The sequence below is a fragment of the Nocardia gipuzkoensis genome (genome assembly GCF_021183645.1).
GTDB classification, from domain to species: Bacteria; Actinomycetota; Actinomycetes; order Mycobacteriales; family Mycobacteriaceae; genus Nocardia; species Nocardia abscessus.
Genome location: NZ_CP089225.1, coordinates 4,318,415 through 4,333,257, shown reverse-complemented (window position 1 = coordinate 4,333,257; position 14,843 = coordinate 4,318,415). Strand labels below are relative to the sequence as shown.

General features: G+C 70.8%; 15 protein-coding genes and 1 pseudogene. 10 read left to right on the top strand and 6 right to left on the bottom strand.

Annotation, left to right across the window (positions count from 1 at the left end; translation table 11 throughout):
* Positions 1-21: 21 nt before the first annotated feature.
* Positions 22-456, top strand: a complete 435-nt coding sequence (locus LTT66_RS19545) for a hypothetical protein (RefSeq protein ID WP_195064963.1) — start codon at positions 22-24, stop codon at positions 454-456.
* Positions 457-495: 39 nt separating this feature from the next.
* Here the strand turns inward: LTT66_RS19545 and LTT66_RS19540 are convergent, their stop codons facing one another.
* Together LTT66_RS19540 and LTT66_RS19535 are read right to left on the bottom strand one after the other, a co-directional pair.
* Positions 496-1,620 carry an acyl-CoA dehydrogenase family protein gene (locus LTT66_RS19540; RefSeq protein ID WP_233060056.1) on the bottom strand — a complete coding sequence of 375 codons (1,125 nt, stop codon included), beginning with the start codon at positions 1,618-1,620 and terminating at the stop codon, positions 496-498.
* 9 nt (positions 1,621-1,629) lie between these two features.
* Positions 1,630-2,802 carry an acyl-CoA dehydrogenase family protein gene (locus LTT66_RS19535; protein ID WP_181719294.1) on the bottom strand — a complete coding sequence of 391 codons (1,173 nt, stop codon included), beginning with the start codon at positions 2,800-2,802 and terminating at the stop codon, positions 1,630-1,632.
* A gap of 194 nt (positions 2,803-2,996) precedes the next feature.
* Here LTT66_RS19535 and LTT66_RS19530 point away from each other — a divergent pair, with 194 nt between their 5' ends.
* Positions 2,997-3,716 (top strand): hypothetical protein, encoded by a 720-nt coding sequence (locus tag LTT66_RS19530; RefSeq protein ID WP_233060055.1) that lies wholly within the window; start codon positions 2,997-2,999, stop codon positions 3,714-3,716.
* 147 nt (positions 3,717-3,863) lie between these two features.
* On the opposite strand, the gene LTT66_RS19525 is transcribed toward LTT66_RS19530, so the two are convergent.
* Entirely contained in the window at positions 3,864-5,000 is a 1,137-nt protein-coding gene (locus LTT66_RS19525; protein ID WP_233060054.1) for an epoxide hydrolase family protein, read from the bottom strand.
* A 96-nt stretch (positions 5,001-5,096) separates the two neighbouring features.
* Here LTT66_RS19525 and LTT66_RS19520 point away from each other — a divergent pair, with 96 nt between their 5' ends.
* Positions 5,097-6,095 carry a helix-turn-helix transcriptional regulator gene (locus LTT66_RS19520; RefSeq protein ID WP_233060053.1) on the top strand — a complete coding sequence of 333 codons (999 nt, stop codon included), beginning with the start codon at positions 5,097-5,099 and terminating at the stop codon, positions 6,093-6,095.
* A gap of 244 nt (positions 6,096-6,339) precedes the next feature.
* Positions 6,340-6,648 (top strand): antibiotic biosynthesis monooxygenase family protein, encoded by a 309-nt coding sequence (locus LTT66_RS19515; protein ID WP_233060052.1) that lies wholly within the window; start codon positions 6,340-6,342, stop codon positions 6,646-6,648.
* Between the two features lie 63 nt (positions 6,649-6,711).
* Here the strand turns inward: LTT66_RS19515 and LTT66_RS19510 are convergent, their stop codons facing one another.
* Positions 6,712-7,590, bottom strand: a complete 879-nt coding sequence (locus tag LTT66_RS19510) for an NHL repeat-containing protein (RefSeq protein ID WP_233060051.1) — start codon at positions 7,588-7,590, stop codon at positions 6,712-6,714.
* Between the two features lie 140 nt (positions 7,591-7,730).
* Here LTT66_RS19510 and LTT66_RS19505 point away from each other — a divergent pair, with 140 nt between their 5' ends.
* The 5 genes and pseudogenes from LTT66_RS19505 to LTT66_RS19485 all read left to right on the top strand — a co-directional run bounded on the left by LTT66_RS19505 (position 7,731) and on the right by LTT66_RS19485 (position 11,480).
* On the top strand, positions 7,731-8,447 hold the full coding sequence (locus LTT66_RS19505; protein WP_233060050.1) for an alpha/beta hydrolase: 717 nt from the start codon (positions 7,731-7,733) through the stop codon (positions 8,445-8,447).
* 34 nt (positions 8,448-8,481) lie between these two features.
* On the top strand, positions 8,482-8,916 hold the full coding sequence (locus LTT66_RS19500) for a hypothetical protein (protein WP_233060049.1): 435 nt from the start codon (positions 8,482-8,484) through the stop codon (positions 8,914-8,916).
* On the top strand, positions 8,909-10,204 hold the full coding sequence (locus LTT66_RS19495) for a WXG100 family type VII secretion target (RefSeq protein WP_233060048.1): 1,296 nt from the start codon (positions 8,909-8,911) through the stop codon (positions 10,202-10,204). Before LTT66_RS19500 ends, LTT66_RS19495 begins: the two co-directional genes overlap by 8 nt.
* Positions 10,186-11,034, top strand: a complete 849-nt coding sequence (locus LTT66_RS19490) for an ESX secretion-associated protein EspG (RefSeq protein ID WP_233060047.1) — start codon at positions 10,186-10,188, stop codon at positions 11,032-11,034. Before LTT66_RS19495 ends, LTT66_RS19490 begins: the two co-directional genes overlap by 19 nt.
* Before the next feature lie 177 nt (positions 11,035-11,211).
* A pseudogene (locus LTT66_RS19485) lies at positions 11,212-11,480 on the top strand (hypothetical protein).
* A 6-nt stretch (positions 11,481-11,486) separates the two neighbouring features.
* On the opposite strand, the gene LTT66_RS19480 reads toward LTT66_RS19485, so the two are convergent.
* Together LTT66_RS19480 and LTT66_RS19475 are read right to left on the bottom strand one after the other, a co-directional pair.
* A complete protein-coding gene (locus tag LTT66_RS19480) occupies positions 11,487-12,110 on the bottom strand; it encodes a phosphoribosyltransferase (protein WP_233060046.1) in 624 nt (207 codons plus the stop codon).
* Between the two features lie 11 nt (positions 12,111-12,121).
* On the bottom strand, positions 12,122-12,976 hold the full coding sequence (locus tag LTT66_RS19475; RefSeq protein ID WP_233060045.1) for a carbon-nitrogen hydrolase family protein: 855 nt from the start codon (positions 12,974-12,976) through the stop codon (positions 12,122-12,124).
* Positions 12,977-13,038: 62 nt separating this feature from the next.
* Between LTT66_RS19475 and LTT66_RS19470 the strand changes: the two genes are divergently transcribed.
* The gene (locus tag LTT66_RS19470) at positions 13,039-14,829 is read left to right on the top strand and encodes a DEAD/DEAH box helicase (RefSeq protein WP_233060044.1); all 1,791 of its coding nucleotides are present in this window, start codon (positions 13,039-13,041) and stop codon (positions 14,827-14,829) included.
* Positions 14,830-14,843 lie beyond the last annotated feature (14 nt).

Below are 14,843 nucleotides of genomic sequence, written 5' to 3'. Positions count from 1 at the left end.
TACACACGAGGAGCGTCACCGTTGGAAAGCAGCAGGGCCAAGATCGCCGGTCCGGCGATCGCCGCGGGAGCGGTTTCCATCGGACTCGTCCTGATCGGCGCCTGCGGCGTCGGCAAGCAGGACACCTACGTCCCGCCCCCGCCACTGAAGGCGGGCGAATACGCCGAACCCGTGGTCCACGAAAGCACTACCGGCTCGATGACGCCGAGGGTCGTCATCCCGCCCTCGCCCACGTGGCGGATCGCGCCGGCCGATCAGCGGCGTCCGACCCCGTTCGCGGGCTTCATCAGCAGCACCACCGCCGAGCCGTCCACGCGGAATCCGCACGAGGACACCTCGCAGGCCGCGCCGCCGGAGGACCCGAGACCACCGGCCGCCGCGCGGACGCCCACGAGCGAGTCATCGGACGAGGCGCCCACGCAACTGCAGACGAACCCGCAGGCCGAAGACGAGTGACCCGCGGTGGTGCGTATACCCGCACCACCGCGGCACTGCCTACAGTTCGGGCAGTTCGTAGTCGCCCACCCGGGAGCTGAGCACCCGCAGATGCTCGAGTCCGCTGCCGAGGGTGCGCTCGATCGCGGTCAACCGGGCGACATAGTGGCCGACCGGGTACTCCGCGGTGGCGCCGATGCCACCGTGCATCTGGATCGCCTCCTGCCCGATGTGCCGGGCCGCGCGGCCGACCTGCAGCCGCGCGCGCGACGCGATCACCGGATCGTCGGCCCCGTCCGCCAGCGACGCCGTGGCGTACAGGCTCATGCTGCGCGCCAGTTCCAGCGAGACGTACATATTGGCCGCCCGCTGCGTGAGCGTCTGGAACTTCGAGAGGGTGACCCCGAACTGCTTGCGCTGCTTCAGGTACTCGGTGGTCAGCCGCAGCGCCTCTTCCATCGCGCCGACCGACTCCGCGCACAGGCTCGCCTGCGCGTGGGTGAGCACCGACGCGATCGCCTCGGCCGCGTCCCCCTCGCCGAGCCGCTCGGCGGGCGCGTCGGTCAGCTCCAGCTGCGCCCCGCGCTGACCGTCCACCGTGCGGTAGGACTTGCGAACCACGCCCGTCGCATCGGGCGCGACCAGGAACAGCCCAACACCGCCGTCCGGCAACGCGGCGCTGACCACCAGCTCGTCGGCGCTGTCGCCATGCGGGACAGGGTTCTTCACGCCGGTCAGCGTGTACGAATCACCCTGCGCCGCGGCGGTGGTCGCCGGCTCGCTCGACGGCCAGCGCACTCCGGGCTCGGCGTGGGCGAAGGCGAGCAGCTTCGCGCCCGAGGCGACCTCGGGCAGGATCCGCTGCCGCTGTTCGGCGCTGCCCGCCGCGGCGATCAGCCCACCGGGCACCAGCACCGCGTCCAGGATCGGTTCCGGGGCGAGCCTGCGGCCCACCTCCTCCAGCACGACCATCGTCTCCACCGGACCGGCGCCGACGCCGCCGTCCTCCTCGGCGAAACTCAGACCGAGCACGCCCAGATCGGCGAGCTGACGCCACACGTCGCGGCTCCAGCCCAGTTCGGAGTCGACGACCTTGAGCCGGGATTCGGCGTCATAGGTGCGGGCGAGCAGGTCACGGACCGTGTCGCGGAGCATGACCTGCTCATCGGTGAGATCGAAATCCATGGTGTCGCCTCACAATCCGAGGATCGTGGAGGCGATGATGGTGCGCTGCACCTCGCTGGAGCCTCCGTAGATGGTTGTCTTGCGGTAGTTCAGGTAGGCGGGGCCGCTGCGCTGCGCCCAGCCGGGCGAGGCGATGTCGCCGGCGTCCACCGGGATGGCGTCCGGTCCCGCGATGTCCAGTAACAGCTCGGTGGCCGCCTGCTGGAGTTCGGAACCGCGCAGCTTCAGCACCGAGGAGGCCGGATTCGGCTTGCCGTCCGAGGAGTTGGAGACCACCCGCAGCTGGGTGAGCTCCAGCGCGAGCAGCTCGTTCTCCAGTTCGGCGATTCGCGCCGCGAACACCGGGTCCTCCAGCAAAGTGCCGTTGCCCGACTTGGTCTGCGCGGCGTACTGCTTCGCCACGCCCAGCTTGACCTTGGTGCGGCCGACGCCGGTGATGCCGGTGCGCTCGTTGCCGAGCAGGAACTTCGCGTAGGTCCAGCCCATGTTCTCCTCGCCGACCAGCTGGTCGGCCGGGACCCGGACGTTCTCGAAGAAGACCTCGTTCACCTCGTACCCGCCGTCGATCAGCTTGATCGGGCGGATGGTGACGCCGGGCGACTTCACGTCGAACAGCAGGAACGAGATACCCGCCTGCTTCTTGGGCGCGTTGGGGTCGGTGCGCACCAGGCAGAAGATCCAGTCCGCGTACTGGGCCAGCGTGGTCCAGATCTTCTGGCCGTTGACGATGTAGGAATCACCGTCGCGGACCGCGGTGGTGCGCAGCGCGGCCAGGTCGGAGCCCGCGTCCGGCTCGGAGAAGCCCTGGCACCACCAGATGTCCAGCGCCGCGGTGGGCGGCAGGAAGCGCTCCTTCAGCTCCTGCGAGCCGAAGTGGGCGATCACCGGGCCGACCATCTGCGCGTTGAACGTCAGCGGCTCCGGCACGGACGCGAGCTGCATCTCGTCCTGCCAGAGGTGGCGCTGCATCGGCGTCCAATCCTTGCCGCCCCACTCCACGGGCCAGTTGGGCACCGCGAGGCCGTGGTCGTTGAGGATCTTGTGCGCGGTGACGATGTCGTCGCGGGACAGCTCGCGGCCGTTCCGGACGCGCTCGCGGATCTCGGCCGGGATCTCGGTCCGATAGAACTTGCGCAGTTCGTCGCGGAAGGCGACGTCGTCGGGGGACAAGGATAGTTTCATACGCATCTCCCTGCGTGTCTCGTACGTCCGAGTCAAACCTACCCCTCGGTAATCCTTCATTGCCGACTGGATCACAAGCGGCGGCACCGCCCAGGCGATCGGCGGCCCCGCTCCCCGGGACGGCGCCCGCCGCGAGCTGGTACGTTGCTGCACGTGGGTCGGGACCCCGCAGGGTTCGGTATCGAGGAGAACGAGTGAACGGCAGGACCATCGCACGCGCCGCCGCGGCGGCGGCATCCCTCGGCATCGGCGCGGTTCTGACCTTCTCCGCGCCGGCCATCGCCGAACAACCGCAGACTCCGGTGGACGCCGGCCTGGCCCATCTGACCCACGTCGCGGGGGCCGACCAGTCCACGCAGGAGGGAGTCGCCGCGCTCAGGCAATACGCCGCCTTGGTCGACGCCGCGAACCTGCGGGACGTCTCCAGCGTGTTCACCCCGTTCTCCTACGCCGCGCCCACCTTCGGCTGCGGCAGCAACGGGCCGATCACCACGATCATCGCGGCCGCGACCACCGACGGCGGCGGTACCGGCCGTGACCTCAACGTCGCGCCCGGCGAACTGCGCTTCAGCGCGACGCCCTCACACTCCGGCGCGCCGCTGGCCTCCGGGCTCGTCGTCGCGTGGGTGAACGTCAACACCGGCGCCAGCGGCCTCGACCCGCTCGACGACGTGACCGAGTACCGCCTGCCGTCGCTGTCCAAGACGATCAAGAGCGGACCGGGCACCGTGATCGCTTCGATGTGGGGCATCATCGACTACCCGTTCGCCCACTGTGTGATGACGCCCACCGTGGGACTGTTCACGGTTCCGGACCACCCGGCCCCGCCGCCTGCCGCTCCCGCCCCGGCCCCGCAACCTGCCGCTCCGGCTCAGCCCGGCCCGAGCGGCTCCGGCGGCGAGCCCACCCCTTGAGGCTCGCTCCGGCCGCTGTCCCCCAGCCGCCGTGAACCGGTTCGCAGTTGGTGCGCCGCCGAGTCCACGACCGGAGACCGGTCGGTCCGCCGTTCGTGCATGGGACGAGGCTGCGAACCACCGAATCGCCGCCCGAGCCGAGGCTTCCTACCGGAGGGCGGCGAAGAACGCGCGGATGTCGGCGACGTGCGCGTCCGGGCATTCCATCGCGACGAAGTGATTGCCGGTGTTGCCCTGCGGCCAGTGCACGATGGTGTTGTCCCGTTCGGCGAGCCGCCGCATCAGCGCGGAGCCGCCGCCGTAGGTGCCGGTCGGCACCGCTTTCTGCCCCTTCGGCCAGGCGAATCCCCCGTCGCCGAGGCCGTTGTACATCGGCCAGGACGAGGAGGCCACGGTGTCGGTGAACCAGTAGACGCTGATGTTGGTCAGCAGATGATCGCGGCTGATCACATCCTCGACCCGATCGGCGAGCGGGGCGAACTCGGTGAACTTCTGCATCAGCCAGGCGAGCAGACCCACCGGCGAATCGGTCCACGCGTGGGCGAAGGTCTGCGGCGCGTGGCGCAGCAGGACGTGGTGGTCCACCCCGCCGGTCATCCACTGCTGCATGAGATCCCACTCGGCGCGCTCGTCCTGCGTCATGGTGGGCACGTCCGCCTCGGTCGGCATCCCGATCCCTCCGTCGAGGTGCACGCCGATCACCCGGTCCGGGGCGGCGATGGCCAGTTCGGGCGCGACGTAGGCGCCGAGGTCGCCGCCCTGCGCGCCGAAGCGCCGGTAGCCCAGCCGATCCATCAGCGTCAGCCACATTCCGGCCACCTTGCCCGGCGTCATGCCGGGTTCGCGCGGGCCTTCGGAGAACGCGAACCCGGGGACGGAGGGCACCACGACGTGGAACGCCTGCGCCGGATCGAGGCCGTGGGCGCGCGGATCGGCCAGCGGGCCGATGGTCTCGGTGAATTCGACGAACGAGTTCGGCCAGCCGTGGGTGAGCAGCAGCGGCGTGGCGTCGGGCTCCGGTGAGCGAACATGCAGGAAGTGCACGTCGAGGCCCTCGATGCGCGTGGTGAACTGCGGGAACGCGTTGAGCGCCGCTTCCTGCGCCCGCCAGTCGAATCCGGTTCGCCAGTACTCGGCCAGTTCGCGCAGATAGCCGACCGGCACGCCGCGATCCCAGCCGGAGCCGGGCAGCTGCGCGGTCCATCGGGTGCGGGCGAGCCGATCGTGCAGGTCGTCCACGTCGGCCTGCGGGATCTCGATGCGGAACGGGCGGATGTCGGTCATCGGATGGCTCCTTGCCGGTCGGTTCTGCGATACGACGACGACCTTAGGAAGGATCTAGGACTGATCAGGTCCTAGATTTCGGGCATCCTCTCTTTCATGAACGACACCCCCGCCCGATTGCTTCGGCTGCTTTCGCTGCTCCAGACGCCGCGCGAATGGCCGGGTAGCGAGCTGGCCGAACGTCTCGGCGTCACCGACCGCACGGTGCGCCGCGACATCGACCGGCTGCGCGAGCTCGGCTATCCGGTGACCGCGACGCTCGGCGCGACGGGCGGATACCGCCTGGTGGCGGGCACGGCCATGCCGCCGCTGCTGGTGGAGGACGACGAGGCCGTCGCCATCGCGGTCGGATTACGCGCCGCCGCGGGGTCGGCGGTGGCCGGGATGGAAGAGGCGTCGGTCCGGGCGCTGTCCAAGTTGGAGCAGGTGTTGCCCCCGAAGCTGCGGCGCAGAGTGCGGGTCCTCGCCGCCGCGCTGACCCCGCCTTCCGGCGACGGCCTCGCTGTCGACGCCGAAGTGCTCGCGACACTGGCGGCGACCGTGACGAACCGGGAGCGGGTGCGTTTCGCCTACCGCGACGAAGCGGGCGCCGAAACGAGGCGCAATACCGAGCCGGTGGGCCTGGTGTCCGCCCGCAGGCGCTGGTACCTGGTCGGTTACGACCTAGACCGCGCCGACTGGCGCGTCTACCGGGTCGACCGGATCGACCGCCCGCAGCCCACCGCCGCTCGGTTCACCCCGCGCCCGCTACCCGCCGCCGATGCCGCCGCCTACGTCGCGGGCCGCCGCACCGACTGGGGCACACCGGTCTTCCGGCTGCACTCGACCATCCACACATCCGCCGACCGAGTGGCGGGACGGCTGGGCGACGACTCGGGTGAGGTCGTCGCGATCGATGGGAGCACCTGCCGGATCGACGCCCTGCGCGACGACGCACCGGAATGGCTGGCCCACCGCCTCCTCGGGCTGGGCGTGGACTTCGAGGTCCACGAGCCGCCGGAACTGATCGCACACCTGCGCGCGATCGCCGACCGTGCCGAGCGCGCGATCAGCCCGAATCCAGGCGGCAGACCGCCGCGCAGCGCAGGCGCCTAGACATCCGGCCCCGGTGACCACATCGTTTCGTTCCGCCTCTCGGCGGGTGCGGCGTCGTTCTGCTCGACGAGTTGCCCGTCGCAGTGCCATCGACCGCGGATGTCCGGATCTGTGGACAACCTGTCCTCGACGGGGCGCACCGGCCCGCAAAGACTGGTGTCCGCGGGCTCGGCGCGGCAATCCGCGACACGCGCACGCACTGCCGGTGCGGCTCATTCACGCAGAGGAACAGAAAGGCACTCGCATGACCGACGACGGGGTCACCTTCATCAATGTCTTCGAGATCACCGCAGAGCAGATCGATGAATTCGTCGAGAACTGGCGCGAACGTGCGCGGATCATGCGCGCGGCTCCGGGTTTCCGCGACGTCCGCCTGCACCGGGCGCTCCTGCCGGACACGCGATTCCAGCTGATCAACGTCGCACACTGGGACAGCGCCGAGACTTGCGAGGCAGCCGGAGCCCACCCGGCGGTCCTGGCATCCGTGGACGACGCCAGGAAGACAGCCGACGCGAATCCGGCCCTCTACGAAGTCGTAGCCGAATACACCTGAGCCGGCCGGATTTCGGGGTTGCGCACTCCAGCGCACTTCTCGCAGCCGCTACGCGCACCCGGTTCAGCGGGAGAGGTGGATTCGCAGCAGAGCGCCGGATTCTGTGGTGGCGATCAGCTGGTCCGGCTGGGCGGGAACGGCGGCTACGGCGGTGAGTGGCTGCGTTTGCAGAACGGCACACGCGGCGGCGGTGGCGGGATCGACGCGGATCAACTGACCGGTAAGGGTCGTGACGTACAGAATGCCGGTCGGGTCGACCAAAAGGTCGTCGGCGAAATCCGGGAGGCCGGGCAGCCGCGTGGACAGGTCGGTGACGGTGGCGCGATCCGCGGGGGCGGCGAGGGGGATGCGGACGATCCGGCCGAGCGGCCCGCCGTTGGCGGTCACGTACAGCACGCCGTCGTGCACGGCCGCGCCGTTGGCGGCCAGTCCGGCCAGCGGCGCGCCCCACGCGGTATCGACCGACCCGTCGGGACGAACCTTGACCACGCCGGACAAGCTCGCGACGTACAGGTTGCCGCTCGGGTCGAACGCCGCGCCGTTGGGCATCGTGAAGCCGGAGACGAAGACTTCCGGCTTCGGCACGGCCGCCGCCGGATCGAACCGGATCACGCCGCCGGGGCGAACGACGCTGACCGGCGCGTCGCCGTAGACGACGTAGAGCAGTCCGTCGGGACCGAGCCGGACCGCGCCGGGGAAGTCCACCGGAACGGTCGCCGTGAGCGTGCCCGCGGCGTCGTAGCGCTGGACCTCGTTGCGGTAGAGCCGCGAGACCCACAAGTTGCCCTGCGCGTCGTACCCCAGGTTCTCCGCCCAGTCGAGCACGGGCGCGGGCGCCGCGACGGCCGTGACCGCCGCCGCGGGGTCGCATGCGGCGACCGGTGGCGCGGCGTCCGCGCCCGGCGCGAGCACCGCGGTGAGGGTCAGCACCGTGGCGGACAAGAAAAAGGCGCCTGGACGGCGGAGTGTTCGCAACGCGGGCACCTCGGGCTCGGTAGGAGTGAGTCGCCGCGCATTTTAACCGTCCGCGCGCCGAAATCGTGCGGTCCCATCCGCGAGACGTTTTTTGGCACTATCGGTGAATGCCATTTTTCGACGGCGCGCGCGGCCGGATGCACTATCGGCAGTGGCCGATCGAAGACCCGCTGTACACCGTGGTTCTGCTGCCCGGAATCGGCCAGCACAGCGGTCACTACCATCGCTTCGCGCGCGCCGTGAAACCCGCCGGTGCGCAGGTGTGGGCGCTGGACACTTCCGGGCACGGCCTGAGCGAGGGCGATCCGCGGCAGCCGGGCAGCTTGACCGAACTGGTGGCCGACGCGCTGCGGCTGGTCGAGCTGGCCGCTACCGGCAGGCCGCTGATCTTGATGGGCCACTCGCTCGGCGCGGTCACCGCGCTCGGCATGCTCGGCGCGGCCGTGCCGGAACCGGGTGTGGAGCAGCCGGATTCGACCGTACTGGAACGGGATATCCCGCTGCGGCCCGCCTTGTCCGCGGGCAGGCTTGCGGGTCTGGTGTTGTCCGGCGTCCCGAAGCGCGCGCTGGGCGGTGGTGCGCCCGGTGCGCCGGGAACGCCACTGCCGCGCGAACTTCCGGTGCTCGCGGTGCACGGCGTGGATGACCGGCGCGCACCGATCGATGCGATCAGGGTCTGGACTAGCCGCCACGAATCGGTAGATTTACGGGAGTACATCGACGCAGGGCACGACCTGTTGCACGAGCCGGTGCACGCGCGGGTCACTGCCGACATCGCGGATTGGATGCAGGGTGTCGTCGTGGGGTTGGCACGACATCCGTGAACCGCTCTTCGGACGAGGAAGGGGGACGGCGCAGATGCCATCGCAGGAGAACGGGTTCGGCGGAGAGCCACCCGCCGAGATCACCGCACCCGGTGTCGATATCGCCGCGCTGAATCGAGCGGTCGACGACGGCTCGCTGTGGATCGACGGCCTGCTGGTCGCCGGCGGCGCGCACGAACGCTGCGCGCGTCGGTACGAGTTGCTCGCCGACCGGGTGGAGGAGCAGATCCGCGTCCTGAGCGCCGCGATCGCGCTGCCCGGTTTCGGCGGATTCGCCTCCGGTGACGCGTTGCGCGCGGGTTTCGAGCGCAAGGCCGACGGAGCGATCGCCCGGTTGAGCGAATACGCCTCCGCGGCACGGGAACTCGCCCAGACCTTCCGCGCGGCGGCCGCCGCCTACCAGCAGGCCGACCAGGCGCTCGCGCTGGCGGTCGAACGGATCGACGTGACGGGAGCCGCGCATGCGTGAGATGCCGCGTGCAGGCGAGCGGGCCAGGCACCGCCGCACCGACCCCGCTTACGCGCCGAACGTCGAAATATTCGACAACCTCACCCATACCGAGATCCATGCCGGAGTTCAGCAGCTGGATCCGGCGGTCCTCGCGGGCGGCAGGCAGGCCTGGGGTGACGCCGCGGCGAACCTGGCCGACGCCATCTTCCAAGCGCACACCGAGATCCGCGCGGTCATCGCCGATGGCTGGCGCGGTTCGGCGGCTACCAGCGCGGACGCGGTGGTGCGCGTGTTCGAGCAGAGCGGCCAGGACCTCGCCGATGTGTTCGCCGTGGTCGCGCAGCGCCTCGGGCAAGCGAGCGACGCGGCCGAAGCGCTGCGCGCGGCGGTGCCCGAGCCTTCCGCCGACGCGACCGATCTGGGGGCGGCGCTGCTGGATCCGTCCCAGGCGACCAGCAATGTCGAAGGACAGAAGGCGAGCGAGCACGCACGCCAAGACGTCGTGCGCGCGATGAACGACATCTACGCGGGCGTTTTCGTCCGCACCGGCACCGACGTGCCCGTGTTCCCCGACGAGACCGACGAGCCGGCAGCCCCGGCGCCCACCGCCGCACCGGCGAGCAAGATCACCGGAACCACCCCGGTTTCGCCCGACGGGCCACCTGTTTCACTCGGGACACACCTGCGGGAGCCGAGCGGGCCGTCGGAGCAGAGCATCGGGGCCGCGCCCGCCGATCCGGCACCCACCGAGGACACACCGTCGACGTCCACCGCCGGTGTCGCGCCCGTCGCGCCCGCGGCCGCGGGGGAAACACCGGCGACGCCCGCGTCCAGGGTCGCTCCCGCCGCCGCGGCGCCGCTGTCGACGGCGGCGGCCGCGGCGGTCCTCCACTCCGCACCCAGCGCGAGCGTCCCCGGCCCGGCGACCGCGCCCGCCTCGGTGGCGAGCGCACCGACGACGGTGCCGGGCGTCGGCGGCCAGGTGGCGCCCGAGGAGCAGCGCAAGCGCGACGAGCGGCGCAAGAGGGACGACAGCGGTGACGCGGCGGTGACCGGTCTGGGCGCGGGCGCGGTGGGCGGTCTGATGGGCGGTGCGCTGGCCGCCGCCGACACCCCGCGCCCGGGATCGAGCGTGGCCGCGAACGCGGCGACCGCGCGCGCGGTGCCGCTCGACGACGAGGACGACGAGTTCGACCTCGACGACCTCCCCACCTTCCTCGAGCCCTCCGACGACGGCGGCGAACTCATCGGGGCGCTCGACCCGACCACGCCGCCCGTGCTCGGTGAATGGACCGAGTACGAGTGAATTGGACGCTGACCCCGGACCAGTTCGCGCTGGCCTGGTCGCGCACCGACGGTGATCGCATTCCCTATCCACTCGCCGTGCGCCTGTCGGCACGCGACACCGGCGAGCGGGCGGCGCAACTCCCCGCGCTCGACCGCTGGTGCGGTCAGGTGCTGGACGCGGATCTGGAAGCGGCGCTGCGCGTTCTCGCCCAGCCGGACCTGCGCATCGAGGTATTCGGGCAGCGTGACACCACGCCAGCCCCGGTGCCACGCGGGGACGGCGGGCCGCGGCCGTCCGCACCGGCCACCGCGATCGGGCAGGGACCTCAGCCGACGGCGCGCCCCGTGCGTGTCCTCGGCGCCGCCGCCGGGAACATCGCGGTGGTCGCGGCGCAGCGCCCGGGCGACACCCCCGACCGCGGCGGCGACGTGCGATTGTTCGCCGGTAGCTCGAAAAGCCTGTGCGCCCGGGTGGTGTCGATGCTTCCGGAGAACACCCCCGGCACCCTCGCGCGCATGACCGCTCCCCTGGCCCAGGTCGGTGAGGACAGCCGCGCCCTGGTTACCGTCCCGGTCGCCGGACCGTCCACGCCCGCCCGGATCCGGCGGCTGCTCAGACAGCCGCGCGAAGGCATCGGCCAGATCGTCGTCTCCGCCCGCCGCGGCGCGGGCGAACTGCACCCGTTCGGCGTGCTGTGCTGGATCGATGTCGTCGCCGACGGGCGGTACGCGGTCCGCACCGGCACCGACGTCGATGTCGACGCGGTGACCGCGGAACGCTTCGCCGCCCACCTGCGTCCGCTGGTCACCGCGGCCGCGCGCACGTCGACGGCCTACGCCGGGCGCTGACATCGCACGCACTGCTACTCGTTGGAACCCGGCACTCGACTTGCGACCGAGCCACCGGGCCGCCGTGCGCCCCGAAGCGGCACCGTCCGAGGGTCTTCGGAGCGCTCCAGCCGAACAGTTCGGCACGGTCGGCGGCAGTGCCGACGGCCACCCCGTAGCACCGTTTACGGTGGACGAGTGCCACTCTACGAATTCGAAGGCAAACGGCCGCAGGTCGATCCGACGGCGTTCGTCGCGCCGACGGCGACTCTGATCGGAGCATGATCGCCGCCCACTCGCTGGTGCCGCCGGGCGCCGAGATCCCCGACGGCGTGCTCGCCGCCGGCTCCCCCGCCGAGGTGAAACGCCCGATCGAGGGCACCCAGGCGCAGATGTGGGTGCGGCTCAATCCGGGCTTCTACGCGGAACTGGCGCAACGCCACCGCAAGGGCATCGCCGAGATCTGACCGCGGTCAGCACAGCAGCGCGGTGACCTCGGCGTCGGCGAGCTGGTGAAAGTCACGGTAGGCGCCGCCGACACCGCCGAGCGAGCGCGGCACCCACGGGCAGACCACCTCGTCGGCTTCGTCGGTCACCCGGCGCATCGCCTCCGTGGAGGAGACCGGCACCGCGGCCACGACCAGCGCGGGCTGGTGCAGACGCGCGACCCGGCAGGCGACCACGACGGTGGCGCCGGTCGCCATGCCGTCGTCGACGATCACCACCGTGCGTCCGGTCAGCGGGATCGGCCGCGCCGCGCCGCGCAGTACCTGTCTGCGCCGCTCCAGCTCGGCGCGCTCCCGCATCTCGATCGAGTCGACCTTCTTCGGCGACAACCCGGTGTGCGCCAGCACATCCGGATTCAGCACCCGGACCCCGTCCTCGCCGACGGCGCCCAGCGCCAACTCCGGCTGCCACGGCACGCCCAGCTTGCGGACCAGAAGGATGTCGAGGTCGCCGCCGATCACCTCGCGCACCGCCGCGGCCACCGGCACTCCACCGCGCGGCAGGCCGAGCACCAGCGGGTTCGACGCGCGTAGGTGCTCCAGACGCGCACCCAGCGCGCGACCGGCCGAGGTCCGATCGGCGTACACCATCGATTCGAACGCTACTCCGGTCCGCGCTCGGTGATCGCGAATCGACGCAACGCGAGGCTCGGGTTGGCCGTGCGCACCTTGCTCAGATACGCCAGGTCGATTCCGGCGGTCAGTACGCCCGGCTCGTCGCCGAGTTCGGCGAGCACCGCGCCGGCCGGGTCGATGATCATCGACGCGCCCGCGCCGCGCGGCGCGGCCTGATCCGCGGCGGCGACGTACACCGTGTTCTCGATGGCGCGCGCTCGCAGCAGCGTGGTCCACTGATCGACCTTCGCCGGACCGGGAATCCACTGGGCGGGCAGCAGCAGCACCTGCGCGCCCGCCGCGGCGACCCGCCGCACGCCCTCCGGGAAACGCAGATCGAAACAGGTCTGCATGCCGAATGTCACACCCGCGACCGTGAAGGTGGGCGGCGCCTCGATCACGCCCGGCTCCACCACGTCGGATTCGAGGTGGCCGAACGCGTCGTAGAGGTGCACCTTCCGGTAGCGGGTGACCAGGGAGCCGTCGGGACCGAGCACCACGAGCGTGTTGCGGATGCGGTCGCCGCCGGGAGCGACCTGCTCCACCGTTCCGGCGACCAGGAACACGCCGAACTCGCGCGCGATGCTGCCGAGCCCGGTGACGAATGGGCCGGTCAGCGGCTCGGCGACGGCCACGACCCGCTCGTCGAGCCGGGTGACGGCGAACATCGAGTATTCCGGTGCGACAACTACCCGCGCTCCACGCTCGCGGGCCGTGCGAACGTGTGCGCGCACCATCGCGAGATTCGCCGAAGGGTCGGTCGAGGGGGCGAACTGGACGACCGCCACGTCCAGCTGATCCGGCGTCGCGTCCTGATGCGCGGGCGAGTTGTCCAGTTGCATACGTCTCACCGTATTGGGGCGGTGGCCGGGACGGCCAGCACGAGGCAGTAAACTCCTGGTCAATGAGCACCAATCAGGTCGACAGCGTTTCTGGCGACGACGACAGGGACACCGACGGCCCGTCCTTCGCCGATCTCGGGATCGATGACCGCCTTCTGGCGGCCATCGCCGACGTCGGTTACGAATCGCCCTCGCCGATCCAGGCGGCGACGATTCCCCCGTTGCTCTCCGGTGCCGACGTCGTGGGTCTCGCGCAGACCGGCACCGGCAAGACCGCCGCTTTCGCCATCCCGATCCTGATGGGACTGCAAGCCACCGGCCGCAGCCCACGCGCCCTCGTGCTCGCCCCCACCCGCGAGCTCGCGATCCAGGTCGCCGAGGCGTTCGGCCGCTACGCCGCGCACATCCCCGGCCTGCACGTGCTGCCCATCTACGGCGGGCAGAGCTACGGCGTCCAGCTCTCGGGCCTGCGCCGCGGCGCGCACGTCGTGGTCGGCACGCCGGGCCGGGTGATCGATCACCTGGAGAAGGGCACGCTCGACCTGTCGCAGCTGCAATACCTGGTGCTCGACGAGGCCGACGAGATGCTGAAGATGGGCTTCCAGGAGGACGTCGAGCGCATCCTCGCCGATACCCCCTCGGACAAGCAGGTGGCGCTGTTCTCCGCGACCATGCCCGCCGCGATCCGCAAGATCTCCAAGCAGTACCTGCACGATCCGGTCGAGATCACGGTCAAGGCGAAGACCTCGACGGCCACCAACATCACCCAGCGCTGGGTGCAGGTCTCGCATCAGCGCAAGCTGGACGCGCTCACCCGGGTGCTCGAGGTCGAGTCGTTCGAGGCGATGATCATCTTCGTCCGTACCAAGCAGGCCACCGAGGAACTCGCCGAGAAGCTGCGCGCCAGGGGTTTCTCCGCCGCCGCGATCAACGGCGACATCGCGCAGAACCAGCGTGAACGCACCATCGGCCAGCTCAAGTCCGGTTCGCTCGACATTCTCGTCGCCACCGACGTGGCCGCGCGCGGACTGGACGTGGACCGCATCTCGCATGTGGTCAACTACGACATCCCGCACGACACCGAGTCCTACGTGCACCGCATCGGCCGCACCGGCCGGGCCGGGCGCAGCGGTGAGGCACTGCTGTTCGTCGCGCCGCGCGAGCGGCACCTGCTCAAGTCGATCGAACGGGCTACCCGGCACCCGCTGACCGAAATGCAGCTGCCCAGCGTGGAGGATGTCAACGCGCAGCGCGTCACCAAGTTCGGCGACGCCATCACCGAGAATCTCACCTCGTCGAACCTCCCGCTGTTCCGCAAGCTGATCGAGGACTACGAGCGCGAGCACAACATCCCGCTGGCCGACATCGCGGCGGCGCTGGCGATCGGCTCCTACGACGGCGACAACTTCTTCATGGAGCCCGAACCGGAGCCGGTGGAGCGCCCGCAGCGCGACCGGACCCCGCGTGAGCGGCCGGCCCGCCGCTTCGAGGAGGACCGGCAGGGTGATTCGCACCACCGCGCCACCGGGACCGAGCTGGCGACCTACCGGATCAGCGTGGGCAAGCGGCATCGGGTGGTGCCCGGCGCGATCGTCGGCGCCATCGCCAACGAAGGCGGCCTGCGCCGCAGCGACTTCGGGCACATCAGCATCCGTCCCGACCACAGCCTGGTCGAGCTGCCCGCGCAGCTGCCGGAGGAAACGCTGGAGGCGTTGCGGCGCACCAGGATCAGTGGTGTGCTGATCCAGTTGCAACTGGATCAGGGACCGCCGCAGCATCGCCCGTTCAGCCGCGGCCCGCGCCGGGAGCGCGACGCTGTCAAACGGCCGGAGCGTCGTAAGCCGCGCTCCTGAACCGGGCAGGGTAG

What these genes read in the sequence shown, in the direction of transcription:
- LTT66_RS19515 (WP_233060052.1), top strand. Translation starts at nt 6,340, where the DNA reads ATGACCGACGACGGGGTCACCTTCATCAATGTCTTCGAGATCACCGCA.
- LTT66_RS19520 (WP_233060053.1), top strand. Translation starts at nt 5,097, where the DNA reads ATGAACGACACCCCCGCCCGATTGCTTCGGCTGCTTTCGCTGCTCCAG.
- LTT66_RS19495 (WP_233060048.1), top strand. Translation starts at nt 8,909, where the DNA reads ATGCGTGAGATGCCGCGTGCAGGCGAGCGGGCCAGGCACCGCCGCACC.
- LTT66_RS19535 (WP_181719294.1), bottom strand. Translation starts at nt 2,802, where the DNA reads ATGAAACTATCCTTGTCCCCCGACGACGTCGCCTTCCGCGACGAACTG.
- LTT66_RS19470 (WP_233060044.1), top strand. Translation starts at nt 13,039, where the DNA reads ATGAGCACCAATCAGGTCGACAGCGTTTCTGGCGACGACGACAGGGAC.
- LTT66_RS19500 (WP_233060049.1), top strand. Translation starts at nt 8,482, where the DNA reads ATGCCATCGCAGGAGAACGGGTTCGGCGGAGAGCCACCCGCCGAGATC.
- LTT66_RS19525 (WP_233060054.1), bottom strand. Translation starts at nt 5,000, where the DNA reads ATGACCGACATCCGCCCGTTCCGCATCGAGATCCCGCAGGCCGACGTG.
- LTT66_RS19540 (WP_233060056.1), bottom strand. Translation starts at nt 1,620, where the DNA reads ATGGATTTCGATCTCACCGATGAGCAGGTCATGCTCCGCGACACGGTC.
- LTT66_RS19490 (WP_233060047.1), top strand. Translation starts at nt 10,186, where the DNA reads ATGGACCGAGTACGAGTGAATTGGACGCTGACCCCGGACCAGTTCGCG.
- LTT66_RS19505 (WP_233060050.1), top strand. Translation starts at nt 7,731, where the DNA reads ATGCCATTTTTCGACGGCGCGCGCGGCCGGATGCACTATCGGCAGTGG.
- LTT66_RS19475 (WP_233060045.1), bottom strand. Translation starts at nt 12,976, where the DNA reads ATGCAACTGGACAACTCGCCCGCGCATCAGGACGCGACGCCGGATCAG.
- LTT66_RS19480 (WP_233060046.1), bottom strand. Translation starts at nt 12,110, where the DNA reads ATGGTGTACGCCGATCGGACCTCGGCCGGTCGCGCGCTGGGTGCGCGT.